This is a genomic window from Acidimangrovimonas sediminis (genome assembly GCF_002871005.1).
Taxonomy (GTDB): Bacteria; Pseudomonadota; Alphaproteobacteria; order Rhodobacterales; family Rhodobacteraceae; genus Acidimangrovimonas; species Acidimangrovimonas sediminis.
The window spans coordinates 94,548-117,294 of the sequence record NZ_PHSN01000006.1 but is presented as its reverse complement, the minus strand read 5'-3'; the positions used below and the strand labels follow the sequence as shown (position 1 = coordinate 117,294).

General features: G+C 67.2%; 21 protein-coding genes. 5 read left to right on the top strand and 16 right to left on the bottom strand.

Annotated elements, in window-relative coordinates:
- Nucleotides 1-4 precede the first annotated feature (4 nt).
- The 11 genes from CVV76_RS06965 to regB form a co-directional block, all read right to left on the bottom strand.
- Entirely contained in the window at nucleotides 5-1,132 is a 1,128-nt protein-coding gene (locus CVV76_RS06965) for an alpha/beta hydrolase (RefSeq protein ID WP_102223915.1), read from the bottom strand.
- A gap of 61 nt (nucleotides 1,133-1,193) precedes the next feature.
- Nucleotides 1,194-2,498, bottom strand: a complete 1,305-nt coding sequence (hslU, locus tag CVV76_RS06960) for an ATP-dependent protease ATPase subunit HslU (RefSeq protein ID WP_102223914.1) — start codon at nucleotides 2,496-2,498, stop codon at nucleotides 1,194-1,196.
- Complete coding sequence (gene hslV, locus CVV76_RS06955) at nucleotides 2,495-3,052, bottom strand: ATP-dependent protease subunit HslV (protein WP_102223913.1); 558 nt, start codon at nucleotides 3,050-3,052, stop codon at nucleotides 2,495-2,497. Before hslV ends, hslU begins: the two co-directional genes overlap by 4 nt.
- A gap of 132 nt (nucleotides 3,053-3,184) precedes the next feature.
- Complete coding sequence (gene trxA, locus CVV76_RS06950; RefSeq protein ID WP_102223912.1) at nucleotides 3,185-3,505, bottom strand: thioredoxin; 321 nt, start codon at nucleotides 3,503-3,505, stop codon at nucleotides 3,185-3,187.
- 57 nt (nucleotides 3,506-3,562) lie between these two features.
- Nucleotides 3,563-6,937: a double-strand break repair helicase AddA gene (gene addA, locus CVV76_RS06945; protein WP_102223911.1), complete on the bottom strand. Its 3,375-nt coding sequence runs from the start codon at nucleotides 6,935-6,937 to the stop codon at nucleotides 3,563-3,565.
- Nucleotides 6,934-9,870, bottom strand: a complete 2,937-nt coding sequence (gene addB, locus CVV76_RS06940) for a double-strand break repair protein AddB (protein WP_102223910.1) — start codon at nucleotides 9,868-9,870, stop codon at nucleotides 6,934-6,936. The genes addA and addB overlap by 4 nt, the downstream gene beginning before the upstream one ends.
- Nucleotides 9,863-10,549 carry a nucleotidyltransferase family protein gene (locus CVV76_RS06935; protein WP_102223909.1) on the bottom strand — a complete coding sequence of 229 codons (687 nt, stop codon included), beginning with the start codon at nucleotides 10,547-10,549 and terminating at the stop codon, nucleotides 9,863-9,865. The genes addB and CVV76_RS06935 overlap by 8 nt, the downstream gene beginning before the upstream one ends.
- Nucleotides 10,534-11,526, bottom strand: coding sequence for an aminoglycoside phosphotransferase family protein (locus CVV76_RS06930; protein WP_102223908.1), 993 nt, complete (start codon nucleotides 11,524-11,526; stop codon nucleotides 10,534-10,536). Before CVV76_RS06930 ends, CVV76_RS06935 begins: the two co-directional genes overlap by 16 nt.
- Nucleotides 11,519-11,998: a tRNA (adenosine(37)-N6)-threonylcarbamoyltransferase complex ATPase subunit type 1 TsaE gene (gene tsaE, locus CVV76_RS06925; protein WP_102223907.1), complete on the bottom strand. Its 480-nt coding sequence runs from the start codon at nucleotides 11,996-11,998 to the stop codon at nucleotides 11,519-11,521. Before tsaE ends, CVV76_RS06930 begins: the two co-directional genes overlap by 8 nt.
- 54 nt (nucleotides 11,999-12,052) lie before the next feature.
- Complete coding sequence (locus CVV76_RS06920; protein WP_233192756.1) at nucleotides 12,053-13,495, bottom strand: PAS-domain containing protein; 1,443 nt, start codon at nucleotides 13,493-13,495, stop codon at nucleotides 12,053-12,055.
- Nucleotides 13,496-13,812: 317 nt separating this feature from the next.
- On the bottom strand, nucleotides 13,813-15,207 hold the full coding sequence (gene regB / locus CVV76_RS06915; protein ID WP_102223905.1) for a sensor histidine kinase RegB: 1,395 nt from the start codon (nucleotides 15,205-15,207) through the stop codon (nucleotides 13,813-13,815).
- A 100-nt stretch (nucleotides 15,208-15,307) separates the two neighbouring features.
- Between regB and CVV76_RS06910 the strand changes: the two genes are divergently transcribed.
- The 3 genes from CVV76_RS06910 (at nucleotide 15,308) to CVV76_RS06900 (ending at nucleotide 17,056) form a co-directional block, all read left to right on the top strand.
- Nucleotides 15,308-15,985: an SCO family protein gene (locus CVV76_RS06910; protein ID WP_102223904.1), complete on the top strand. Its 678-nt coding sequence runs from the start codon at nucleotides 15,308-15,310 to the stop codon at nucleotides 15,983-15,985.
- A 58-nt stretch (nucleotides 15,986-16,043) separates the two neighbouring features.
- On the top strand, nucleotides 16,044-16,604 hold the full coding sequence (locus tag CVV76_RS06905) for an ActR/PrrA/RegA family redox response regulator transcription factor (RefSeq protein WP_102223903.1): 561 nt from the start codon (nucleotides 16,044-16,046) through the stop codon (nucleotides 16,602-16,604).
- 131 nt (nucleotides 16,605-16,735) lie between these two features.
- Entirely contained in the window at nucleotides 16,736-17,056 is a 321-nt protein-coding gene (locus tag CVV76_RS06900) for an H-NS histone family protein (protein WP_102223902.1), read from the top strand.
- Between the two features lie 10 nt (nucleotides 17,057-17,066).
- Here CVV76_RS06900 and CVV76_RS06895 read toward each other — a convergent pair whose 3' ends face one another.
- Entirely contained in the window at nucleotides 17,067-17,666 is a 600-nt protein-coding gene (locus tag CVV76_RS06895; protein WP_102223901.1) for an HD domain-containing protein, read from the bottom strand.
- 108 nt (nucleotides 17,667-17,774) lie between these two features.
- Between CVV76_RS06895 and ahcY the strand changes: the two genes are divergently transcribed.
- Together ahcY and CVV76_RS06885 are read left to right on the top strand one after the other, a co-directional pair.
- Nucleotides 17,775-19,169: an adenosylhomocysteinase gene (ahcY, locus tag CVV76_RS06890; protein WP_102223900.1), complete on the top strand. Its 1,395-nt coding sequence runs from the start codon at nucleotides 17,775-17,777 to the stop codon at nucleotides 19,167-19,169.
- Between the two features lie 188 nt (nucleotides 19,170-19,357).
- A complete protein-coding gene (locus tag CVV76_RS06885; protein ID WP_102223899.1) occupies nucleotides 19,358-19,699 on the top strand; it encodes a DUF2853 family protein in 342 nt (113 codons plus the stop codon).
- 247 nt (nucleotides 19,700-19,946) lie between these two features.
- Here the strand turns inward: CVV76_RS06885 and CVV76_RS06880 are convergent, their stop codons facing one another.
- Genes CVV76_RS06880 through tsaD form a run of 4 tightly spaced genes read right to left on the bottom strand, consistent with a single transcriptional unit; the run spans nucleotide 19,947 to nucleotide 22,693 of the window.
- A complete protein-coding gene (locus CVV76_RS06880) occupies nucleotides 19,947-20,360 on the bottom strand; it encodes an EVE domain-containing protein (RefSeq protein WP_102223898.1) in 414 nt (137 codons plus the stop codon).
- Complete coding sequence (locus tag CVV76_RS06875) at nucleotides 20,360-20,635, bottom strand: YciI family protein (RefSeq protein WP_102223897.1); 276 nt, start codon at nucleotides 20,633-20,635, stop codon at nucleotides 20,360-20,362. Before CVV76_RS06875 ends, CVV76_RS06880 begins: the two co-directional genes overlap by 1 nt.
- Before the next feature lies 1 nt (nucleotide 20,636).
- Nucleotides 20,637-21,602: an NAD(P)H-dependent glycerol-3-phosphate dehydrogenase gene (locus CVV76_RS06870; RefSeq protein ID WP_102223896.1), complete on the bottom strand. Its 966-nt coding sequence runs from the start codon at nucleotides 21,600-21,602 to the stop codon at nucleotides 20,637-20,639.
- Nucleotides 21,599-22,693 (bottom strand): tRNA (adenosine(37)-N6)-threonylcarbamoyltransferase complex transferase subunit TsaD, encoded by a 1,095-nt coding sequence (gene tsaD, locus CVV76_RS06865; protein ID WP_102223895.1) that lies wholly within the window; start codon nucleotides 22,691-22,693, stop codon nucleotides 21,599-21,601. Before tsaD ends, CVV76_RS06870 begins: the two co-directional genes overlap by 4 nt.
- Between the last annotated feature and the right edge of the window lie 54 nt (nucleotides 22,694-22,747).

The following is a 22,747-nucleotide window of genomic DNA, read 5'->3' as shown; positions in this document are numbered from 1 at the left end:
TCCGCTATTCCTCCATCTCGGCCGGCATGCCCTTTCCCGCGGGATTGAGCAGCACCTCGGTCGCCCGCCGGACCACGGCCGTGGTCCCCTCGATCACGTTCTGGCGCTGCAGCGACCGCACATAGGCCCCCAGCCGTGCGCTGTCCTTCAGCAGGTTGATCAGCGCGGGCGAGGTGCCGACGATGTTGTGGTTGAAGTCGCGCCCCTCGGCAAAGCTGGTCACGTTGATCACCGTCACCGGCAGCGCGGCGATATCGTCGATGCTTTCGATGTCGCCCAGCTGGTGCTTCTGCCCCGAGATGAAGGCCGACAGCGCCAGCGCCCGGTCCTTGTCCGAAGTGAAGATCACGAAGGGCTGCGGCAGCCTGGCGATCCGTCGCGTCTCGGCCTTGAACACGCTGACGTTGAGGTCGGGCGAGATCAGCACCACCATCTGGATCGCCCGCGCCGGCCAGCCCGGGCGCTGGATCGCCATCTGGCGCAGCGTCTCCATCGACAGGAACGCCCCCATGGAATGCGCAACCAGCGTGACCGACCGTGCCCCGGCGCGGCGGATCTCCTCGATCGTGCGTTGCAGCGCGTCGCGGGCGAAAAGCGCGGCATCGCGGTCGTGGTTGTAATACAGAAGCTTTCCAGCAGAGGACCACGAGAAATAGACGGGTGTCGCGTTCATGTCGAAATCGGTCATGAACTGCGCTAGCCGCATTGCGCCCTCGGCGAAGTTCACGTTGTAGCCGTGAACGAACAGCACCACGTCCCGGTTGCCGCGGGCCTTCATCGCCGCCGCCAGCCGGTTGCGGAACCTCGCCGCCGAGGGATAGCGCCGCGCGTCGGTGAAGGTGAAGTACCGCGCCGGGTCGGGCGTGCCGTCGCCGGCCTCAAGATACCCGGGCCGATGCGCCGGCGGGACCGAAACCGAGACCTGGCCGAACGACGGGTCGTAATTCCGCTTGTCGCCATAGCCTGCCCCCGGCCCCGCGTTGCGGGTGGTGGCGTATAGCATCGTCTGTTCGGTCCCGACCTTCGCGGCCGCCGGATCCAGCCTTACCACGGGCCGCGGCGCGCAGGCGCCAACGGCGAACAGGCTCAGCAGGACGACGACCAGGCGGCAGGCGATCAGGCGGGGGGCCACGGGACCTCGCGGGATTTGCGGACAGGCCCGAGGATACCCCCGGGCCCGTCAGCGTCCAGCCCTAGAGCACGTAGCGCGACAGGTCGGCCGATTTCATCAGCTCGCCGAGGTTGGCATCGACAAAGCCCGCGTCGACCACTATCTCTTCGCCGCCCCGGTCCGGCGCGGTGAAGCTGAGCTCCTCGAACACGCGTTCCACCACGGTATAGAGCCTGCGGGCACCGATATTCTCGACCGAGCGGTTGACCTCCGCCGCGATCCGGGCAAGCGCCGCGATCCCGTCCTCGGTGAAGCGCACGTTCACCGCCTCGGTTTTCATCAACGCCTCGTACTGCCGGGTCAGGGCGTTGTCCGTCTCCGTCAGGATGCGAACGAAATCTCCCTCGGTCAGGGCGCGCAGCTCCACCCGGATCGGCAGCCGGCCCTGCAATTCGGGCAGCAGGTCCGAGGGTTTCGCGATGTGGAAGGCACCCGAGGCGATGAACAGGATATGGTCGGTCTTGACCGGGCCATGCTTGGTGGAAACCGTCGTACCCTCGATCAGCGGCAGCAGGTCGCGCTGCACGCCCTCGCGGCTGACGTCGGCGCCGCGGGCGTCAGACCGGGCGCAGACCTTGTCGATCTCGTCGATGAAGACGATGCCGTTCTCCTGCACCGCCTCCAGCGCCGCGGCCTTCACCGTCTCGTCGTCCAGAAGCTTGTCAGCCTCTTCGCCGATCAGCACGTCATAGCTTTCGCGCACGCTCATCTTCTTCTTCGTGGTGCGGCCGCCGAAGCCCTTGAAGATGTCGCCGAGGTTCAGCATCCCCGCGCCCATGCCGGGCTGCCCCGGGATCTCCATCATCCCCATCGGGTTGGAATTGTCCTGCACCTCAAGCTCGATGACCGTGTCGTCAAGCTCTCCGTCCTTGAGCTTCTTGCGGAACATCTCGCGCGTTTGTTCGCGCGCATCCTTGCCCGCGACCGCGGTGATCACCCGTTCCTCGGCCGCCTGGTGGGCACGGGCCTTCACCTCTTCGCGCATCCAGTTGCGGGTGTCGACGAGGGCGGTGTCCATCAGGTCACGGACGATCTGTTCCACGTCGCGGCCAACATAGCCCACCTCGGTGAACTTGGTCGCCTCGACCTTCAGGAACGGGGCGCGGGCCAGCTTTGCTAGCCGGCGCGAGATTTCCGTCTTGCCGACACCGGTCGGCCCGATCATCAGGATGTTCTTGGGATACACCTCGTCGCGCAGATCATCGGCCAGCTGCTTGCGGCGCCAACGGTTGCGCAGCGCCACCGCGACGGCACGCTTCGCCTCCTTCTGGCCGATGATGAAACGGTCAAGCTCCGAGACGATCTCCCGGGGGGTCAGGTCGGTCATTTCGAGATCTTCTCCACGGTCAGGTTGCCGTTGGTGTAGACGCAGATGTCGGAGGCGATCGTCATCGCCTTGCGGGCAATCTCTTCCGCCGGCATCTCGGTCTCCATCAGGCCGCGCGCGGCGGCCAGCGCAAAGTTGCCGCCCGATCCGATCGCCGCAATGTCGAACTCGGGCTCCAGCACGTCGCCCGCGCCGGTGATCACGTACATCTGGTCGCCGTCTGTGACGATCAGCATCGCCTCGAGGTTCTTCAGATATTTGTCGGTGCGCCAGTCCTTGGCCAGCTCGACACAGGCGCGTTGCAGCTGCCCGGGCGCAGCCTCCAGCTTCTTTTCCAGCCGCTCGAGCAGGGTGAACGCATCGGCGGTGGAACCGGCAAAGCCCACCACGACGTCATGCCCGCCCGGCGAGATGCGGCGTACCTTGCGCGCGCTGCCTTTGATCACGGTCTGGCCCAGGCTCACTTGCCCATCGCCTGCAACGACCACCTCGCCACCGCGGCGCACGCCGATGATCGTCGTGCCATGCCAGCCGGGGAATTTCTCGTCTGCCATTCTCGTCTCCTCTGGTCCCCGCCTATATGAGGGGGCCATTTCGAGTGGACAACCCGCCAAAGCAGAAGGGGGCGCCCGGCGCCCCCTTCGCAATCTCGTGATCAGGCTGTCGGCCGGATCCGCTGGCGCGGATCAGATCGCTTCCTTGATCCAGCTTTCCAGCGCGGCCTTGGGCGCCGCGCCGATCTTGTTCGACACGACCTGGCCGTCCTTGAACAGGAACAGAGCCGGGATGCCGCGCACACCCATCTGGGCCGGGCTGTCGGGGTTCTCGTCGACGTTGACCTTCACGATCTTGACCTTGCCGTCATAGGCGGCCGACAGCTCCTCCAGAGCCGGGCCGATCTGCTTGCACGGGCCGCACCACTCGGCCCAGAAATCGACGACGACAGGGATATCGGACTGACGCACTTCGGTGTCGAAGGTCGCGTCGGTGACGGGGACGGTGGCCATGGCTGGACTCCTGATAAAAAGGGTTGGCAATGAACCTATGGCTGGCCCCCGCCTGCGTCAAGGGAACCCCGCGTCACGCAAGGCCGCCATGATCAGCGCATCGGGCAACGGCATCAGCCGGGCTGCGCGGGTCCAAAGGATCGCGGTCTCGATCCGCCGGTCGGGATAGACCTGCGCCAGCGCCCGCGCATAGGCGCCCATCTGCCGCAGGATGCCGTCGGGCACACCCTCCGCCGTTTCGGGGATCGTCGCGTTCGACTTGTAGTCGACGGCAAGGATGCGGTCCGCGTCGATCACCAGACGGTCGATGATGCCGAAAAGCCGCTGCCCCCCCAACTCCGCCGTGACCCCCACCTCGGCCATCGTCCCGGGCGCGAACAGGGCCGAAAGGTCGCCGGCGGACAGGATCGCCTCCGCCTCCTCCAGCAACGTCGCGGTATCTGCGTCGGAGACAGGATCGGCGCTGGACGCGATAAGGTCCCGTGCCATTGCGATGCGGCTTTCCTCGGGCCACAGGGGCATATGCTCCAGCAGCCGGTGCAGCAGGGCGCCGCGCTTCTTGGCTTCGGCCTCGGGAAGGCCCTCGCCGGGCAACGCCTTGGCGCCGCCGAGGGACGAGGGCGAGACCGGGCGGGCGGGTTCTTCCGCCTCGGGGGCGTGACACGTGGCCCATGCGGGCAGTCCGGGGTCGGGCGCGGCCGTCTCGGGGGCGGACGCGGATGGAGCGCCGAGGTCGTCGGGCCAATGGCCATGCTGCAGCCGCTGAACCGGCCCGAATTCGGCCGGAACAGAGACGCTTTCCAATACACCGCCGGCGCTTTCCATACCCGCGCGGACCATCTGGTACCAGGCGGTATCCTTGCCCGCCTTGCCGGCGGCGCAGACGATCAGCCAGCACCGCGCGCGAGTCAGCGCGACATAGAGTAGGCGCTGGTTCTCCTCTTCCTGCCGGGCCCGCGCCTCGGCCAGCGCGGCGGCGATCAGCGGGGGGCTTTCCGCGGCCGGGGTCGTCCAGCCCGCCACGCCATCGCCAAGATCCACCAGCGCGGCCGGGCGCGGCGCGTTACGGTCGGCGGTGTCCGGCAGGATCACCACGGGCGCCTCGAGGCCCTTCGCCCCGTGCACCGTCATCACCCGGATCCGGCCGCCCGCGCTGTCGGGCTGGCGCTTCACCTCGACATCGTCGGCGTCGAGCCAGCCGAGAAAGCCGGTCAGGCTGGGCACGTCGAGCTGTTCGTAGGCCAGCGCCTGGTTGAGCATCTCGTCGATCCCGTCCTCGGCCTCGGTCCCCAGCCGCGCAAGCAGTCGTGCGCGCCCGTCGTGCCGGGTCAGGATCCGTTCCAGAAGCTCGTAGGGACGCAGATAATCCGATTGCCGCCTGAGATCGTCCAGAATGGCGGCATCCTCATCGAATTCGTCACTGCGCTTGCGGAATGCCTCCCACAGGAAGCGCGACTTGCGACCCTGCGCCAGGCCGTAAAGCTGTGCCTCCGACCAGCCGAAGAGGGGCGAGCGCAGGGCGGCTGCCAGCGACAGGCTGTCCTCCGGCGTCGCGACGAAGGACAAGAGCGCGCGCAGGTCCCGCACCGCGAGCTCGGCCCCCAGCCGAAGCCGGTCGGCCCCCGCAATCGGCAGGCCCGCGGCCTTGCAGGCGCGGATGACCTCGTGAAACAACGTGCCGCGCCGCTGTACCAGGATCAGCACGTCGCCCGCCGTCATCCGCCGCGCGCCACCCTTGCCATCGGTCGGCACCTGCGTGCCCGTGGCCAGCATCCGGGCAATTTCGTCGGCGATCTGCTGCGCCAGGATCGCGGTGTGGTGTCGGTCGCTCACCAGGTCGACCGGATCGGTCCAGTCGCCATCCTCGGGGTCCGAGACCGGTTCGATCACCGGCCAGAGGTCGACGCGCCCGGGCATGCCCGCATGAAACGCCAGATGTTTCGACGCGCCCCCCAGACCGGCACCGCGCCCGGCTTCGAAGGTCATGTCGACGAGCCGCAGCACCGCGTCCGACGAACGAAAGGAATAATCGAGGGTCAGCGTCTGCATCCCCTCGCCCGCCGCGCGCAACCCGGTCGCGAACTTGTCCTGCATGTGATCGAAGGCGCGCAAATCGGCGCCCTGGAAGGAATAGATCGACTGTTTCTTGTCGCCGACGACGAAAATCGTCCGCCCCGCGCCGCGCGCGCCCTGCCCCGCCGTGAATTCCTGGGTCAGCCGCTCGATCACCTGCCATTGCGCGGGGCTCGTATCCTGCGCCTCGTCCACAAGGATGTGGTCGATCCCGCCATCCAGCCGGAACAGCACCCATTGCGCCACCGACGGGTCGGTCAGAAGGGCCTGCGTGCGCAGGATCAGGTCGTCGAAATCCAGCCAGCCGAGAGCTGCCTTGCGTGCCTCGTACTCGGGAAGGAACACCCCCGCGAACCGGTGCAACGCTGCCGTCCGCCGGGCGGCCTTCAGCGCCAGCCGCCGCGGGCGTGCCGCCTCGACCCGCCGCATCAGATCCTCCAGCCGGTTCAGAAGCGGCCCAAGCGCGGCCCGCGTCGACTTGGTCGGAAACTTGTCGAACTTGGCGGTAAACGCCTTTTCGCCGGTCTTGAACAGGAACGTGTCTTCCAGCGCGACGAGATCGGCAATCCCGGGGGCGTCAAGCGACAGAAGGGAAAGACGTTCGGCATCCTTGACGTCGGTCTTGGTGCCCGCAGCGAGGGTCGCGATGACCTCGGGCAACCAGTCCTCCTCTCCGCCAAGGAAGACTTCGGCGATCAGCGTGGCGTCATCGTCATCCGGCGACAGGCCGAAGGCCTGCCATACCTGGTCGCGCGTCAACGGCGGGGCGAATCCAGCCCGCCGGCCCGCGACCGACGCGCACAGGGCCGAGAAATCCTCGTCCGTCAGGAACTGTGCCACGCCGTCGACCACCTCGGTCTGTTGCTCCGCCAGCGCGTCGACCACCTCCTCGCGCAGCAGCGCGGCGCGGCGGTCGTCCATCTCGGCGAAGGCGGGCGTCACCCCGGCCTCAAGCGGAAACCGACGGAGCAGAGACGCACAGAAGGCATGGATCGTCTGGATCTTGAGGCCACCCGGCGTTTCGATCGCGCGGGCAAACAGGCGGCGCGCGCGGGCCAGGGTGTCGTTGTCGATCGCGCCCTCGATGCCCAGCTCGGACAGCGCCTTGCGCAGCGCGCCCTCCTCCAGCATGGCCCAGTCGCCAAGACGCTGGAACAGCCGGTTCTGCATCTCGCTCGCCGCGGCCTTGGTGTAGGTCAGACACAGGATCCGCTGTGGCTGGGCCCCCTGCAAAAGCAGCCGCGCCACCCGGTCGGTCAGCACCCGGGTCTTGCCCGACCCCGCGTTGGCCGATAGCCAGGTCGAAGCGCCGGGATCCGCCGCGCGGACCTGGCTTTCGCTTGCCTCGTTGCGGCTCATGCCCCGTCCTCCCCGACGTCCGAGGGCACGGCGGTATCGCTCAGATCCCATTCGCCGTAGCGGGCCAGGTGATCGTAATCCCCGGCGAAATCGTCGCGGAACATCGCCCGGCGCGCGACATAGCCCGTCTCGCGCCTCTGGTATCGGGCGATCAGCTTCTCCAGCCCCTCCCAGACCGTTCCGGTCAGCTCCGCGGTGATCTCGGTCACCTCTTCCCTCGGGTTGCTGCCAAGCCCAATGTAGGTGATCCGCGCCACCTCGGCCGGGCCAAGCGCGGCAAAGCCCGCGCGTTCGGCCATCGCGGCCTCCAGAAGCAGTTGCTTGTTGAACGCGGCCTGCTGTTTCTGGGTCGGGGGCGTGCCTGTCTTGTAGTCCAGAAGATGCAGGCGCCCATCGGGCAACACGTCGATTCGGTCGGGCTTGGCCGTCAGCGTGAACGGGCTCTGTTTCAGCGTGACAGAGCCTTTCTCCTCGATCAGTGCGGGTGTTCCGGGGCGCTGCGCCTCGCGCGCGATGAACCAGTCTGCGACCCGGTCGAGCCGCGCGCGCCACATCCGGCGGGTCGCGGGCCATGGGGTTTCCGTATTCAGCACGCGCTCGGTGATCTGCATCAGTCGGGCGCGGGCGTGATCCGGGGTCTCGCCAGGCTGGAGCGTGCGGAAATCTTCCAGGATCAGGTGCAGCACCGATCCCCTCAACCTCGGATCCGGTCCCGGCCGCAGCGGATCAAGCGGGCGCAGCCCGAGGATATGTTGCGCATAGATCGCGTAGGGGTCGCGGATCAGCGTCTGGATCCGCGTGACGGCAAGCTCGGTCGGACGGGCGGCGACCGGTGGCCGCGGGGCAGGGCGGGGCGCGGGGGGAACCGTCGTCCCCGCGGCATCCAGCGCGTCGGCAAGCGTCAGCCACGTTCGCCCGCGGTCCCGCATCTCGGCCAAAGCCTCCGGTCCGCCGCTTTCCTTCAGCCCGCCCAGAAGGTTCGTCAGCCGGTTGAGCCAGCGTGACGGCACCGTCTCGGCCTCGGCGTCGCGCAGGCTGCGCGACAGCACGACCTCGGGCGCCGCCACCGCGATCTGATAGTCATGCGCGGACAGCCCCACCTGCCTTTCGGGCAGCAATAGTGACGATTCCTTGCGCATCTGGCGGCTCAGCCACGGATCGGGCGCGGGCAGGGCGGGCCAGGTTCCATCGGTCAGCCCGCCGAGGATCACCAGCTCCGCCCCCTGTTCGCGCGCCTCGCGCGGCCCGTGGATCGCGATCAGGGGATGCGGCTCCACCGCCTCGCGCACGTCCCGCCGAGCCAACACCGAGGCAAAGAGATCGGCGTAATCTGCCGGGATCATTGCGCCGCCGTGGTCGGCCTCACGGGTCAACTCCTCCATCGCCAGAAGGGCGGCCTGCCCGGCTTCCTGCTCCCATAGCGCGCCGCCCCCGGTCCCGTCGGGGCCTTCGGCCAGGGCTTCGGCAATACGGCGGTGGTGGTCGAGGTGTTCGGCAAGCGGGCGCTTTCCCACCTCGGCCAGCCCGTCGATCAGTGACCCGAGCCAGGCCGCCCAGGGCTGATCGTCCGGCCGGGCGGCGGCCCAGGCGACAAGATCCTCCCCCAGCGGAAAGACGGGGCCATGACGACGCAGTGACAGCTCCAGCTCGCGCGTGGCCAGAAGGTGGGCCCCCCGCGCGGCGCCGGAATGCGTCAGCGGATGCTTCAGCAGCACGAGAAGCGCCTCGGCGGTCAGCTGCCGGCCGAACAGCCCCGCCACGTGGCGCAGGAAACGTCCGGGCGGCGACAGGCCCAGCGGTCGCCCGGCGCTGTCGTCGGGAAGAATGGCCCAGCGGCCAAGCGCGGCGGTGACCTGCCGCGTCAACTGCCTGTCAGGGGTTATCAGGCAGGCGCGCCGCCCTTCCTCCGCCGCGTGCCGCAGCCGCAGGGCGATTGCCAGTGCCTCGGCCCGGGGCGCGTGGGCCTCGATCAGCGTGACGTCGCGCATGGCCTCGGGCAGGGCGCTGAACGCCCGCCCCTCGCGCATCCACTGGTCGGTGACCGGGGCGGGCCTGAGCGAAAGCGAGATCAACCGGTTGCGCGCCGGTGCGGGGGCCACGGCATCGGCCCAATGCGTCACTGACCCGGCGGAAAACCCGATCAGATCCATCAGGCGGCGATAGCGGTATTGGGGATGATCCTCGGCCGTCAACGCGTCGGAAAGGCCATCCCACACCGGGGCGGGCATGTCGAAATCGAACGCGGGCAGGACCAGCGCGCCTTGCGGCAGCCCGGCCACGGCCTGCATGAACAGCGCCGTAGTGCCGCGCGACCCGGTCGAGCCCGCGACGATCACCGGGTGGTCCGGCGGGTCATCGCGCCAGCGCGCGGCCAGCGAAAGGGCGACCTTGCGGCGCAGTGCCTCGGGGTCGGGCGGCGCCTCGGCATCGGTGAAACGCGTGACGATGCGCAGAAAGTTCAGCGCCCGATCCCAGTGGCGGGCATGTTCGGCAAGGTCGAGCGCCTCGAGCGCGGCGATGCCCACGCCTTCGCCCTGCATCTCGTCCATCAGCGCGGCAAGGCTGTCGGCAAGATCGTAGATCGCGGCGCGCGGGGCGAGTTCCGGCGCGCGCGTCAGCAATCCATCGACAAGCTGCGCCAGTTCCAGCCGCCGACGCAGCGGTGGCACGGGGGCGGGCAGGCCGGGCAGGGGGACATCCTGCGCCAGGTCGGTGACGAGGCGCAGCCGGGGCAGCAGCAGCGCGCCTTCCTCGGACAGGATCTCCTGCACGCGGCGCTGCATCCGGCGGGTGTTGAGGTACAGCTCGACCCGGGCCATCGCCTCGGGCGGCTGACCCACCATCCGTGTTCTCAGGCCGCGCACGAGGTCACGAGCGAAATCGGTACCGGGAGGCGTGGCGAAGACGCGGGGAGCGGGTGAGGGCTCAAACATCGCCGGCCCCGGACAGAAGCTGCTCAGCTGTCGCGATGCCATCGGGCCGCCCGACATCGCACCACGAACCGTCATGAATCAGGCCGAAAAGCCGCCCCTCGGCGATCATCCGGTCCCACAGCAGGTTCATCGAGAACGCGGTTTCGGCGATCCCCGCCAACCCCTCGGTCCGCACGATCTGGGCACCGGAATAGATCGGCCCGGGGCCCCGCGACAGCTGCCCGTCCGGCGCAAGCAGAAAGTCGCCGCGCCCGGTATGGCCATTGGCGCGCGACGGGTCGATCAGCAGGAGAAGGGCATCCATCCGCGCGGGGTTCCAGGCGGCGCGCAACTCGGCCAGCGGGTTGGCGCCGGTCCAGACCGCATCGGTGTTGAGGGTCATCACCGGCCCCGGCCCCAGCAGCGGCAGGGCCGCGCGCAGCCCGCCGCCGGTTTCCAGAAGCACGGGTTCTTCCGACAGAAGGACATCGGGGCGGGGGGCGAGATGGGCGCGAATCTGCCCGGGCAGATAGTGCAGGTTGACCACCTTGCGCGGCACCCCGGCCGCATCGGCCAGGGCCAGCGCGTGGTCAAGCAGCGGGCGCCCCGCAACCTCGATCAGAGGCTTCGGACGGTCACGGGTCAGCGCGCCCATCCGAGTGCCCTTGCCGGCGGCGAACAACATTACGGCGTCGGGCATGCGGCGGCCAGTCCTTGCAGGTGCCCCGGGGTCGGTTCCGGGATCGTTTTCGTCACGAACGCGGCCAGATCTGCCAGTTCGGGATGCGCGAGGCAGCGTCGGGACAGGCCCCAGACGCGGGGGATCATGCCGAGGTAGCGGGTCTTTCCCGCGGTGCGCGCGAGGCGGGCGAAAAGGCCGACGATACGCAGGTTGCGCTGGGCGCCGAGCGCGGCGTAGGCCGCCGCGAAAGCCTGCCCATCGGCGCCCGTCGCCGCGGCGAAATGCGCGACCATCGCAGTCTCGACCGCGGGCGAGACGTCTCGGCGCGCGTCCTGCAGCAGCGAGACGAGGTCATAGGCCGGGTGACAGCGCATCGCCATCTGGAAATCGAGGAGCCCGACCCGCGCCAGCCCGCGGCGCCCGGGCAGCCAGAGCAGGTTCTCGGCGTGGTAGTCGCGCAGGATCATCGTGCCTGTCTCTGGCACCAGCCGCTCCAGCGCGGAGCGAACGTGGCCGACGAGCGGTGCCGGATCCGTTCGCGCGTAATCCTCGGCCAGAACAGAGACGTAATCCGCCATCATCGGCACGCCGTATTCAGGCAGGTTCGGCAGCGGTGGCACCGATTGCAGCCGCACGAGGACATCGGTGGCCGCGCGGTAGAGATCGGGTTCGAGGGCGGGCCTGGTGTCGAGAAGGCGAGCGAAGAGATCGTCGCCCAGATCCTCGAGCAGGAGGAAGCCGTGGACCGGATCCTCCGCCAGGATCGCGGGCGCCGAGAGGCCGAGGCTTTGGAGGTGCCGGGCCACGCGTGTGAAATCGGCAATCGGTTCGACCAGTCCGGGCGGCGCATCCATCAGCACGGCGGTGCTGCCGTCGGCGGCGACTAGGCGGCGGTAGCTGCGCGCCGAGGCGTCGCCGGCCAGTGGCCGGCTTTCGGCCGCGCCCCATCCGGTACGGACCACGAAGTCGCGGGCAAGGTCGTCACGGTCAGTCATCGGCGCGGCCCAGCTCCTGCAACAGTGCCGACCATCGGGCGGGGCCTTGCAGGACCAGTGCGCGGGCCTCCTCGTCCTCGGTACCGGAAAAGGTGAGGTGAAGGGCGTCTTCCGGCGCTTCCTCGCCCAGCCGGTCGGGCCATTCCACCAGGCAGATCGCGCTGTCGAATGCGGCGTCGAGGCCAAGCTCCATCACCTCAGACGGGTCGGTCAGGCGGTAGAGGTCGGCGTGCCAGATCTCCGCCCCGTCGGCGGTTTCGTAGGTCTGGACAAGGGTGAAGGTCGGCGAGGGAACGTCTTCCGGTTCGGCCAGAAGTGCCTGAATCAGCGCGCGCGCGAAGTGGGTCTTTCCGGCGCCGATCGGCCCCTCGAGCAGCAGCACGTCGCCCGGCTTCAGCGCGGGGGCGAGGCGGCGCGCCAGGGCGGCGGTTGCCTCGGGCGAGGGCAGGGCGAGGTGCTGCTTGTCTTGCATCGTCCCCGCAGTCTTACCGTGCCGCCAGCCACCTGCAAGCCCGATCCGGGCGGGTCACGCCCGCCGCTTGCGGGGGCTGGCGGCGCCGGCCTTCGGGGGCGTGGCCGCCGGCGCGGCCAGCGCGGTCGGCTCCGCCGCCCGGGCGACGAACCGGACAAGGGTTGCGCCCCCGGTCACCGGGGCACAATGACAAGTCAGGGCGCGTCCGTCCGTCAGCCGCAATTCGCCCGACCAGGGATCGCGCGGCCCGACGCGGCGGATGAAATCGGCCAGCCGGTCCCAGACCGGAGATGGCGCGCAAAGCTGCCGCCAACGGGCCAGCATGCCGGACAGATCGGCGCTGATCGGTGTCTCGGCGGCGCCGCAACCCCAGATACCGTCGCATGCCGCGTTGGAGACGATCAGCTGCCCCGCGGGAGAGAAGACCGCGATCGCCTCTTCCATCGCGTCGATGACGGCCTGACTAAGCTCCAGCTCCGCGCGGAACCGGCGTGTGAGGCTCATCTCGGCACTGATATCCTCGAACAGGAAGGCGACGGCGCCGTCGGGGTGGGGCCGCCCCGTGACGCGATAGGTGAGGCCCGAGGGCAGCGTCCAGGTTTCCTCGTACTGGCCCGAGGCCGCGGCCTTTTCCAGCGCGGCCAACTGATCGCGCCAGGTCTTGTAATCCTTGGGTTCCGGGATCGTGCGGCGGTCGCGCATCGCGTCGAGGAAATCGGGCAGCGTCGGCCGGGCGGACAGGAACTCGGGGCTGATCTGGGTCAGTTCGATCAACGCCGGATTGAACAGCACCAGCCGGCGTTGCCGGTCAAAGATGGCAAGGCCGATCGTGAGGTGCGCGAAGGTCTTGGTCAGCGTCTGGACAAAGCTGCGCAGGCTCGATTCCGCCTGAACTGCGGCGTCTGCAGGCAGGGCGAACACCAAGCGGCCGGCTTCCGCAGGCATCGCGCGACAGTCGAACCAGAGCGTCGTACCCTCCTTCGGCGTCCGCACCGACGCCCGCCGCGTGGCGCCCGGGGCCTGGCCATGTTCTGCCAGGTCAAGATCGGGAAAGAGCTGCGGCAGCGGCCAGCCGATATCCTCCTCGTCATCCTTCCGCGCCAGATCCAGATAGCGGCGGTTCGCCCAGATCACTGCGCGGTCCGGCGCCTCGCGCCAGACGAGGAAGGGGGCCTCCTCGACCGTTCCGCGCAGGTCGGACAATTCATCCTCCAGCGCGCGCTGGCTGATCGGGTCGAGCGTGGCGCCCGGCCCGGACCCGGCGGCGCGCGGATCGTGCAGGGAAAGCCGGGTCAGGCCGCCGCGCCATTCCGCCTTGAGGGTAAGTGGTCGGGGGCCCTGCGACATCAGCGTGACCCGGCCGCGTTCGGAAAGATCGGCGATATGATCCTCGATCCCGGGAAAGCGTGGCAGCAGGTACGACAGCAATCGTGACCAGTTGTCTTCCCCCTCGCCGGCGTTCAACAGCGCACGGGCGGGTCCGGTGGCGTCGATCATTTCCCTTTCGTCGAAGAGAAAGGTGATGCCTTCGGTCCGTTCGGTCAGCGCATCGGGGGAAAGCGCCGCCCGACTGGATGCAAAAGCGGACAGAATAACCAGTGAAGCGAAAGCGATCGCGAAGGAAACACCAACGATCACAATAAACTCTACCCAGCCACCATGTGACCAGTCGAAACCCATAAGCAGAGCCCCCCAGGGTAAAAACACCCTCTCTGAAAAACCTAAGGTTGACTAAGTTAACGAACAGTTAACACGAGGGCGAGTAGAAATCACCGCTTCTTCGTGCTGTGATGAGTTTGGAATGCGCGACAGGATCAGCCGGTGATCAGCACATTCTCGCCCAGCGGTCCGTCCCCGTCGGCGGCAATCCGGCCGCGCGGCCAGGTGACCGAAACGATGGCGCCCGACCGCGCGGGAATCCCGCTTTTCGGCGCGAACGGATCGGTGCCGTTGGCAAAGCTCAGTTCCGCGCCGGACCTTTCGAGAAGGGTTTTCGCAATGAAAAGACCAAGGCCCATGCCTTCGTATTCCGGCCTTTGATGGCGATCCTCGTCGCTTTGCCGCGACCGCACGAACGGGTCGCCGATCCGGGTGATCACCTGGGGCGGATAGCCGGCCCCGTCATCCGAGACCCGGATCGTGATCGCCCGGGCGGTCCATTCGCCTTCGACCCACACGGTCGAACGCGCGAAATCGACCGCGTTCTGGATGAAATTGCGCAGCCCGTGGATGATCTCGGGCTGCCGCAGGAGCGTGGGCTGCCGTTCGTCCCCGCCGGAGCCGGGATGAACGTTGAAGACGATCTCCTTGCCGCGGCCCATGTGCGGTTCTGCCGCCTCGCGTAGGAGCGCGGCCATCGGGGCGCGGCGCATGTGCAGGTCGTCCTTGCCGGCCTGGCCCATGGATCGCAGGATATCGCGGCAGCGGTCGGCCTGGTCGCGGATCAGGGCCACGTCCTCGGCCAGCGTGGGGCTGCCCTCAAGCTCGTCCATCAATTCGGAGCTGACCAGCTTGATCGTCGCAAGGGGTGTCCCCAGCTCATGCGCCGCGGCCGCCACGACGCCGCCGAGATCGGTAAGCTTCTGCGCCCGCGACAGAGCCATCTGCGTCGCGAGCAGGGCGTCCGACATCGACCGCATCTCGGTCGCGACGCGCCAGGAATAGAGCCCGAGAAACACGATCCCGATCACCGTTGCCAGCCAGAAACCGAAGGCGAAGACCGGTGGCACGTCAAGCTCCAGCCCGCCCTGAAGCACCAGCGGTACGTGGAACACCGCCAGGGCCGAGACCAGCGTAATCGCCACGGCGCCGAGGAACACGGTGGTGCGCAGTTGCAGCGTGCTGGCCGATATGGTGACCGGCGCCAGGATCAGTATCGCGAAGGGGTTGTTCATCCCCCCGGTCAGGAACAGCAGCAGCGCGAGCTGGCAGATGTCGAACAGCAACATCGCCATCGTCTGCACCTCTGTCAGTCGCAGCTTGCCGGGGAAGAGGAAGATCGCGCCAAGGTTCACCAGCACACCGGCCAGCACGGCCAGAAGGCACAGCCCCAGGTCGAGGTCGAGCCCGTAGAACTGGTGCGCGGCGAAGATCGCCAGCGCCTGCCCGGCCAGCGCCAGCCAGCGCAGCAGGATCAGCGTGCGTAGCCGAACCCAGTTCGACGGGGCGTCGCCGGTGAAGATATCGCGTCTGTGGTGTCTTGCGGGCATGTCTGTCGGCCGGGCTGGAAACGGGATGGGGCAGCGTGAAGCATTGTTAGTTGCCCCGTGATCGTGGATCAATGTCGCGAGGGGACGGAGGAGGAAAGGCATGACCCGGCAGAACGCAGTGTTTTCCGCCTTTGTCGTTTTCGTGGCGGTCATCGTCGTGGGCGTCGGCGGGTATCTCTATCTTCGCAGCCAGGCGGGCGGCGACCGGTTCGCGGCCTGCCGCGGCAGCGCGGTCGCCGGCAAGGCGGCGATCGGCGGGCCCTTCACCCTGACCGACGGCGACGGCAGGACTGTCAGCGACGAGGATGTCATCACCAAGCCCTCGCTGGTCTATTTCGGATATACCTTCTGTCCCGATGTCTGCCCCCTCGATAGTGCGCGCAACGCCGACGCCATCGACCTGCTGGACAAGCGCGGACTTGACGCGCAGGCGGTCTTCATCTCGATCGACCCGGGGCGCGACACCCCCGCGGTCGTCAAGGAGTTCGCGGCGAACTTCAGCCCCAAGATGATCGGGCTGACGGGCACGCCCGAGGAGGTGAAGGCGGCGTCGCGGGCCTACAAGACCTATTACAAGGTGCATTCTCCGCCCGCGGACGCGGCGCCGGGTACCAAAGCCTATGCTGATTGGCAGAAATACTACCTCGTCGACCATTCGACATTTACCTATCTGGTGCTCCCCCGCGCGGGCTTTGTCGACTTTTTCAAGCGCGAGGATACGCCGCAGCAGATCGCCGACCGGGTCGCCTGTTTCGTGGGTGCCGCGAAGGCAAATTGACGCTCGGGGCGCTTGGCCATAGAAAGGGCCGCAAACGCGCGAATTTCCGGGGGATTTCATGGCGGACGACGACGACCTGACGGCCGAACTGGGCCAGGACCGCTCGCTCTTGCTTGTCGACGACGACGAACCTTTCGTCAAGCGGCTGGCACGCGCCATGGAAAAGCGTGGCTTTGCCGTCGAGACGGCGGAAAGCGTGGCAGGGGGCAAGGCAATCGCCACCAGCCGGCCGCCAGCCTACGCGGTGATCGACCTGCGGCTTGAGGATGGCAATGGGCTCGACGTGGTCGAGGTGCTGCGCGAGAAACGCCCCGACGCGCGCATCGTTGTGCTGACCGGATATGGCGCGATCGCCACGGCTGTCGCGGCGGTGAAGATCGGCGCGACCGACTACCTGTCGAAGCCCGCCGACGCCAATGACATCGTCAATGCGCTGCTGGCGCGGACCGACGAATTGCCGGCCCCGCCGGAAAATCCGATGTCGGCTGACAGGGTGCGTTGGGAACATATCCAGCGTGTCTATGAATTGTGCGACCGCAACGTTTCGGAAACCGCGCGGCGGCTGAATATGCACCGCCGCACGCTGCAGCGCATTCTGGCAAAACGCAGTCCGCGCTGATTTCCTCCTACCGAATTCCACCGTCATGGACATTTGAGCTATTCTGAACAAGAATAGGTTAACTTGTATATATCGCTTGACTTTATTGATGTGGAGAGCGAGGAAGCTGCGGAAAAGCACTGGAGGCTAGATTGTCGACTGATTTGAACAACCTTTCCTTGAAAGAGCTTAAAGAGTTGCAATCGAAAGTCGCGAAAGCGATTGCGAGTTACGAGGAACGCCAGAAAAAAGATGCCATTGCGCAGCTTGAAGAAAAGGCGCGCGAGATGGGCTTTTCCCTAGCCGAATTGACCGGGACCCAGGTCGGAACCAAGCGCAAGCGCAGCGTTTCGGCGCCGAAATACGCCAATCCGGCGGATCCGACGGAAACCTGGACCGGTCGCGGCCGCAAGCCGAACTGGATGATCGAGGCGCTGAAAGCGGGCAAATCGCCCGACGACCTGCTGATCTGAATAGACCGACTTACCGCCCGTCCATCGCCGCGATCAGTGCGGCATGACGGGCGGTGTAGTCGGTGCGCACCTCCCGCGGGGGGCGCAGGCGGATCTCCAGCCCGGCCTTGAGGGCCTCTGGCACCCGTCCAAAGAACTTGTCCGCCTCTGCAGCGGAAAAGCCCGCGATCTGCGTGGCTTCCAGCCAGGCCGATACCTTGTCGGCCGCCTTGATCGCCTTCTTCACTGTCTTCGGCAATGCGGCAGGCAGGCCAAAGCGGATGTGCACTGCCGCGGTCAACCGCTGGTCCAGCTCGCCGTAGGCAGGGCCCACCGAAGCCTTCACCGGGCTGATCATGTCACCGATCACGTATTCCGGCGCATCGTGCAGCAGCGCCGCCAGCCGCCATTTCACTGGCGCCTGGGGATTGGCGCGGCCAAAGATCTCCTCGACCAGCAGCGAATGCTCGGCCACGGAATAAGGCCAGTCCCCCACCGTCTGCCCGTTCCAGCGCGCGACGAAGGCAAGGCCGTGGGCGATGTCCTCGATCTCGATATCCACTGGCGTCGGGTCCAGCAGATCAAGTCGACGCCCGGAAAGCATGCGTTGCCATGCCCGTGTCTGCTTCATTCTTGTGCGCTCCGTCAGGTCGGGGGGTATGGCCCGGGGGGCCAGCCATTGTTCATTTCCCCCCCGGATGGTATTCGACCGCCAACCGAAGGTTCAAGGAGCACACCCATGCCGAAAGATTACATCGTCAAGGACATCGCGCTGGCTGACTACGGCCGCAAGGAGCTCGACATCGCCGAGACGGAGATGCCGGGTCTGATGGCCCTGCGCGAGGAATTCGGCAGCTCGAAGCCCCTCAAGGGCGCGCGCATCGCGGGTTCCCTGCACATGACGATCCAGACCGCCGTGCTGATCGAGACGCTGACCGCGCTGGGCGCCGATGTGCGCTGGGCCTCGTGCAACATCTTCTCGACCCAGGACCACGCCGCCGCGGCGATCGCCGAGGGCGGTACCCCGGTCTTCGCCATCAAGGGCGAGAGCCTTGAGGATTACTGGTCCTACACCGACAAGATCTTCCAGTTCGAGGGTGGCACCTGCAACATGATCCTCGACGACGGCGGAGACGCCACGATGTACATCCTGCTGGGTGCGCGCGTCGAAGCCGGTGAAAAGGATCTGATCGAGACGCCGACCTCCGAGGAGGAAACCTTCCTCTTCGCGCAGATCAAGAAGCGCCTTGCCGAAACCCCCGGCTGGTTCACCAAGCAGCGCGACGCGATCATGGGTGTTTCCGAGGAAACCACCACCGGCGTGCACCGCCTCTATGACCTGCACAAGAAGGGCCTGCTGCCCTTCCCGGCGATCAACGTGAACGACAGCGTCACCAAGTCGAAGTTCGACAACAAGTACGGCTGCAAGGAATCGCTGGTCGACGGCATCCGCCGCGCGACCGACGTGATGATGGCCGGCAAGGTCGCGGTGGTCTGCGGCTATGGTGACGTGGGCAAAGGGTCGGCCGCGTCGCTGCGCGGCGCCGGCGCCCGCGTGAAGGTGACCGAGGTCGATCCGATCTGCGCCCTGCAGGCCGCGATGGACGGGTTCGAGGTCGTGACGCTGGAAGACGTCGTCAAGGATGCCGACATCTTCATCACCACCACCGGCAACAAGGACGTCATCCGCATCGAGCATATGCGCGCGATGAAGGACATGGCGATCGTCGGCAACATCGGCCATTTCGACAACGAGATCCAGGTCGCCCAGCTGAAGAACCACAAGTGGACCAACATCAAGGACCAGGTGGACATGATCGAGATGCCCTCGGGCGCCCGCATCATCCTGCTGTCCGAAGGCCGCCTGCTGAACCTCGGCAACGCCACGGGCCACCCGTCCTTCGTGATGTCGGCCTCGTTCACCAACCAGGTGCTGGCGCAGATCGAGCTGTATACCAAGGGCGATGATTATGCCCCGGGCGTCTACATCCTGCCCAAGCATCTGGACGAAAAGGTCGCGCGCCTGCACCTCGCGAAGATCGGCGTGAAGCTGACCCAACTGCAGCCTGAGCAGGCCGCCTACATCGGCGTCACTGTCGAGGGTCCGTTCAAGTCGGAACATTACCGCTACTGATCGCGCGGCCACTGGCCCCTTGATCGTCTGATGACCCCGGAGGGGCGGCACAACTGCCGCCCCTTCTGCCTTTCGCGGTACTCTCCTCCTGCACGCTTTTCTTCTTGGTTCCCTCGGGGCTTGGGCTTACGCTTCGATCAGCCTGAGGGCAGTGAAGCCCCGCAAACGGGGACAGTGGGAGAGACGACATGAGCAAACGTGACGAACTGATCGCCAAGTATGCCGACGATCTGAAGACCAAGTGCGGCATGACCCCCGACATGGACCTGCTGACCAAGGTCACGATCGGCTGCGGCCCGACCATCTACAACGCCGACAGCTCCACCGTCGCGGGTTCGGACAGCGCCGAACTTGAGACCGTCAAGAACAACTTCCTCGTCAAGAAGCTGGGCCTCGCCGATGGCCCGCAGCTGATGGACGCGCTCAACGCCGTCATCGACACCTATGGCCGGTCGGAGCGCAACAAGTACCGCGCCGTCGTCTATTACATGCTGGTCAAGCACTTCAACAAGGAGTCGGTCTACGGCTGACCCTCGCGCCGGGCGCCTGCACTGCCGCGGGCGCCCATGCTTAACGCCTCATTAAGCTAACCTGTTCTTTTTGAATGATTTTTCGGAACGTGAGGCTTGCGTCTCGCGGCCGGTCGCGATATACACATCGCATCGGGCCAGAATGGCCGGACCCAGAATTTCACGCGTGGTGCAGGGGTGTACCAGGGTGGCAAGGGGTTCCGGTCGGGGCGGCCGGGACCCCTTGTTTTATGTCTCCGGCAATTGCCTACAGCCCGCCCATCTTGCAGATCAGCGCCCATTCCGCATCGCTCACCGGCTGCACCGACAGGCGCGAATTGTTCACCAGCACCATCTCCGCCAACTCCGGCTCGGCCTTGCAATCATCCAGGCTCACCGGCGTGGGCAGCGGTTTCACCGCCTTGATGTCCACGCATTCCCAACGCGGATCGTCGGTGGTGCTGTCGGGATGCGCCTCCGAGCAGACTTCGACGATGCCGACGATCTCCTTGCCCTGGTTCGAATGGTAGAAGAACCCCTGGTCGCCCAGCTTCATCGCCCGCATGTTGTTGCGGGCCTGGTAATTGCGCACGCCATCCCATTGCTCGCCGGCCTCGCCCTTCGCGACCTGGGCGTCCCAGCCCCAGGTGTCGGGCTCCGACTTGAACAACCAGTGCGCCATCAGCCGATCACCTTCTTCCATTCCTGCACGCTCACCTCGGCGAACAGCCCGGCCTTGGCATAGGGATCGCCGGCGGCCCAGTCCCTGGCAGCGGCCAGGCTGTCGGCCTCGATCAGCAGCAGGCTTCCGCACATCTCCCCCTCGGGGCTGACGAAGGGACCGGCCAGCGTGACGGCGGAGGACTCGTTGAGATAGGCGAGGTGCCGATCGCGCGTGGCCTTGCGGATGTCGAGCGCGCCGGGCTTGTCGCGGCAGATCACGGCATAGGTCGTCATGTCATTCCTCCTTGAGGGGTCGTGTCAAAAGGCTCTCGGCCGCCTGTTCAAGCGTGATACGTTGGTCCAGAAGCGCGGCGATCATCGCGGTCACCGGCATCTCGACGCCCCGCTCCCGCGCCAGCCGGGCCATCGCCCGCGCCGTCGCCGCCCCCTCGACCGTAACCGAGGGATCGAACTCCTCGCCCCGCCCCAGCGCATGCCCGAAGCGGAAGTTGCGCGACTGGTCTGAGGTGCAAGTGAGCACGAGGTCGCCCAGCCCGGACAGGCCGGCCAGCGTCTCGGGGCTGCCCCCAAGCGCTGCGGCCATCCTGGCCATCTCGGCATAGCCCCGCGTCATCAGCGCGGCACGGGCGCTGTCGCCAAGGCCCGCGCCGATGATCATGCCGGCGGCGATGGCGATCACGTTCTTCAGTGCCCCGCCCAGCTCGGCCCCGATCACATCGGTGGTGCGGTAAAGCCGCAGAACCGGTGTAGAAAGCACTTTCTGCAGCCGCGCGCCTTCCGCCGCGTCGGCGCACGCCAGCGTCAGCGCGGTGGGAAGGCCCCGCGCGATGTCGGCGGCAAAGCTCGGCCCGGTCAGCATCGCCGGCACCGCGCCGGGTGCAAGCCGGCCGATAAGCGTGGCCGGCCCCTCCAACGTGGTCAGGTCGATCCCCTTGCAGCAGGCCACGAGCACGCCTCGGCCAAGCCCGGGATTGGCGGCAAGAAACCCGCCCAGCTGTTGCATCGGCACCGACAGGAGGATCGGGGCACCTTCGGGAAGATCCGCGATTTCCGCCGTGACAGTCACGTTTTCCGGCAGATCCACGCCGGGCAGTCGCGCCGCGTTCTGCCGGCTCGCGGCGATCCTGGCGACCGCGTCGGCATCGCGGCTCCAGAGCGTGACCTCGGGCCCGTTGCGCGCCAGCGCGACCGCCAGCGCGGTGCCGAACGCGCCGGCCCCGACAATGCCGACCGCGCTCATGCCTTAGCGCCCTTCTTGCCCGATCCGATCAGCGCGGGGCGGCTGCGGTCCAGCGGCCAGCGGGGACGCGCCGCAAGGTCCATCCCGTCGCGCCGTCCTGCACGGAAGAGTTCCACCCCCGCCCAGGCGATCATCGCCGCATTGTCGGTACAAAGCCGCAGCGGCGGCGCGACGAACCGCGCGCCGGCCCCGGCCGAAACCTTTTCGAGTGCGTCACGGATCGTCGCGTTCGCGGCCACCCCGCCTGCCACGGCGAAGGCGGGCGCCGCGGGCGCTTCGGCCATGTAGAGCGCAAGCGCCCGGCGTGACTTTGCCGCGATCACGTCGGTTACCGCGGCCTGGAAGCTGGCGCAAAGATCGGCGCGGTCGGCCCGCGTCAGCCCGCCCTTTTCCGCAACCAGCGCGTCGCGCGCCCGCAGCAGGGCCGTCTTCAGCCCCGAGAAGGAAAAGTCGCAACCCGGCCGGTCCAGCAGGGGCCGGGGCAGGGCGAACCGCGCCGGATCGCCCGCGCGCGCCTCTGCCTCGACGGCAGGCCCACCGGGCTGCGGCAGGCCCAGGATCTTGGCCGCCTTGTCGAAGGCCTCGCCGGGCGCATCGTCGATCGTTCCGCCGATCCGGCTGAATTCGTCACTGTTTCGCACGATCAGGAACTGGCAATGCCCGCCGGAGACCAACAGCATGAGATAGGGAAATTGAAGCCCGTCCGTCAGCCGCGGCGTCAGCGCGTGCCCGGCCAGATGGTTCACCCCGATCAACGGCAGACCGGCGCCCGCCGCGATCCCCTTCGCGCACATCACCCCGGAGAGCACGCCGCCGATCAGCCCCGGCCCCGCGGTCACCGCGACAGCGTCGAAGGCCGACAAGCCGACCCCGGCTTCCACCAGCGCCTCCTCGACACAGAGGTCGATCTTTTCGGCATGGGCCCGCGCCGCGATCTCGGGCACGACGCCGCCGAAGGGCGCATGCAGTGCCGTCTGCCCGGCGACCACCGAAGACAGGATCTCGGCGCTGCCATCGGTCCGTGCGCGCACCACGGCCGCGCCGGTATCGTCGCACGAGGATTCGAGGCCGAGGAGAAGGAGGTCTTTCATTGCCGGGCCGGATCGGGAAAGCTGCACAGCAGGTAGCATCCGGACCCGCCCGAA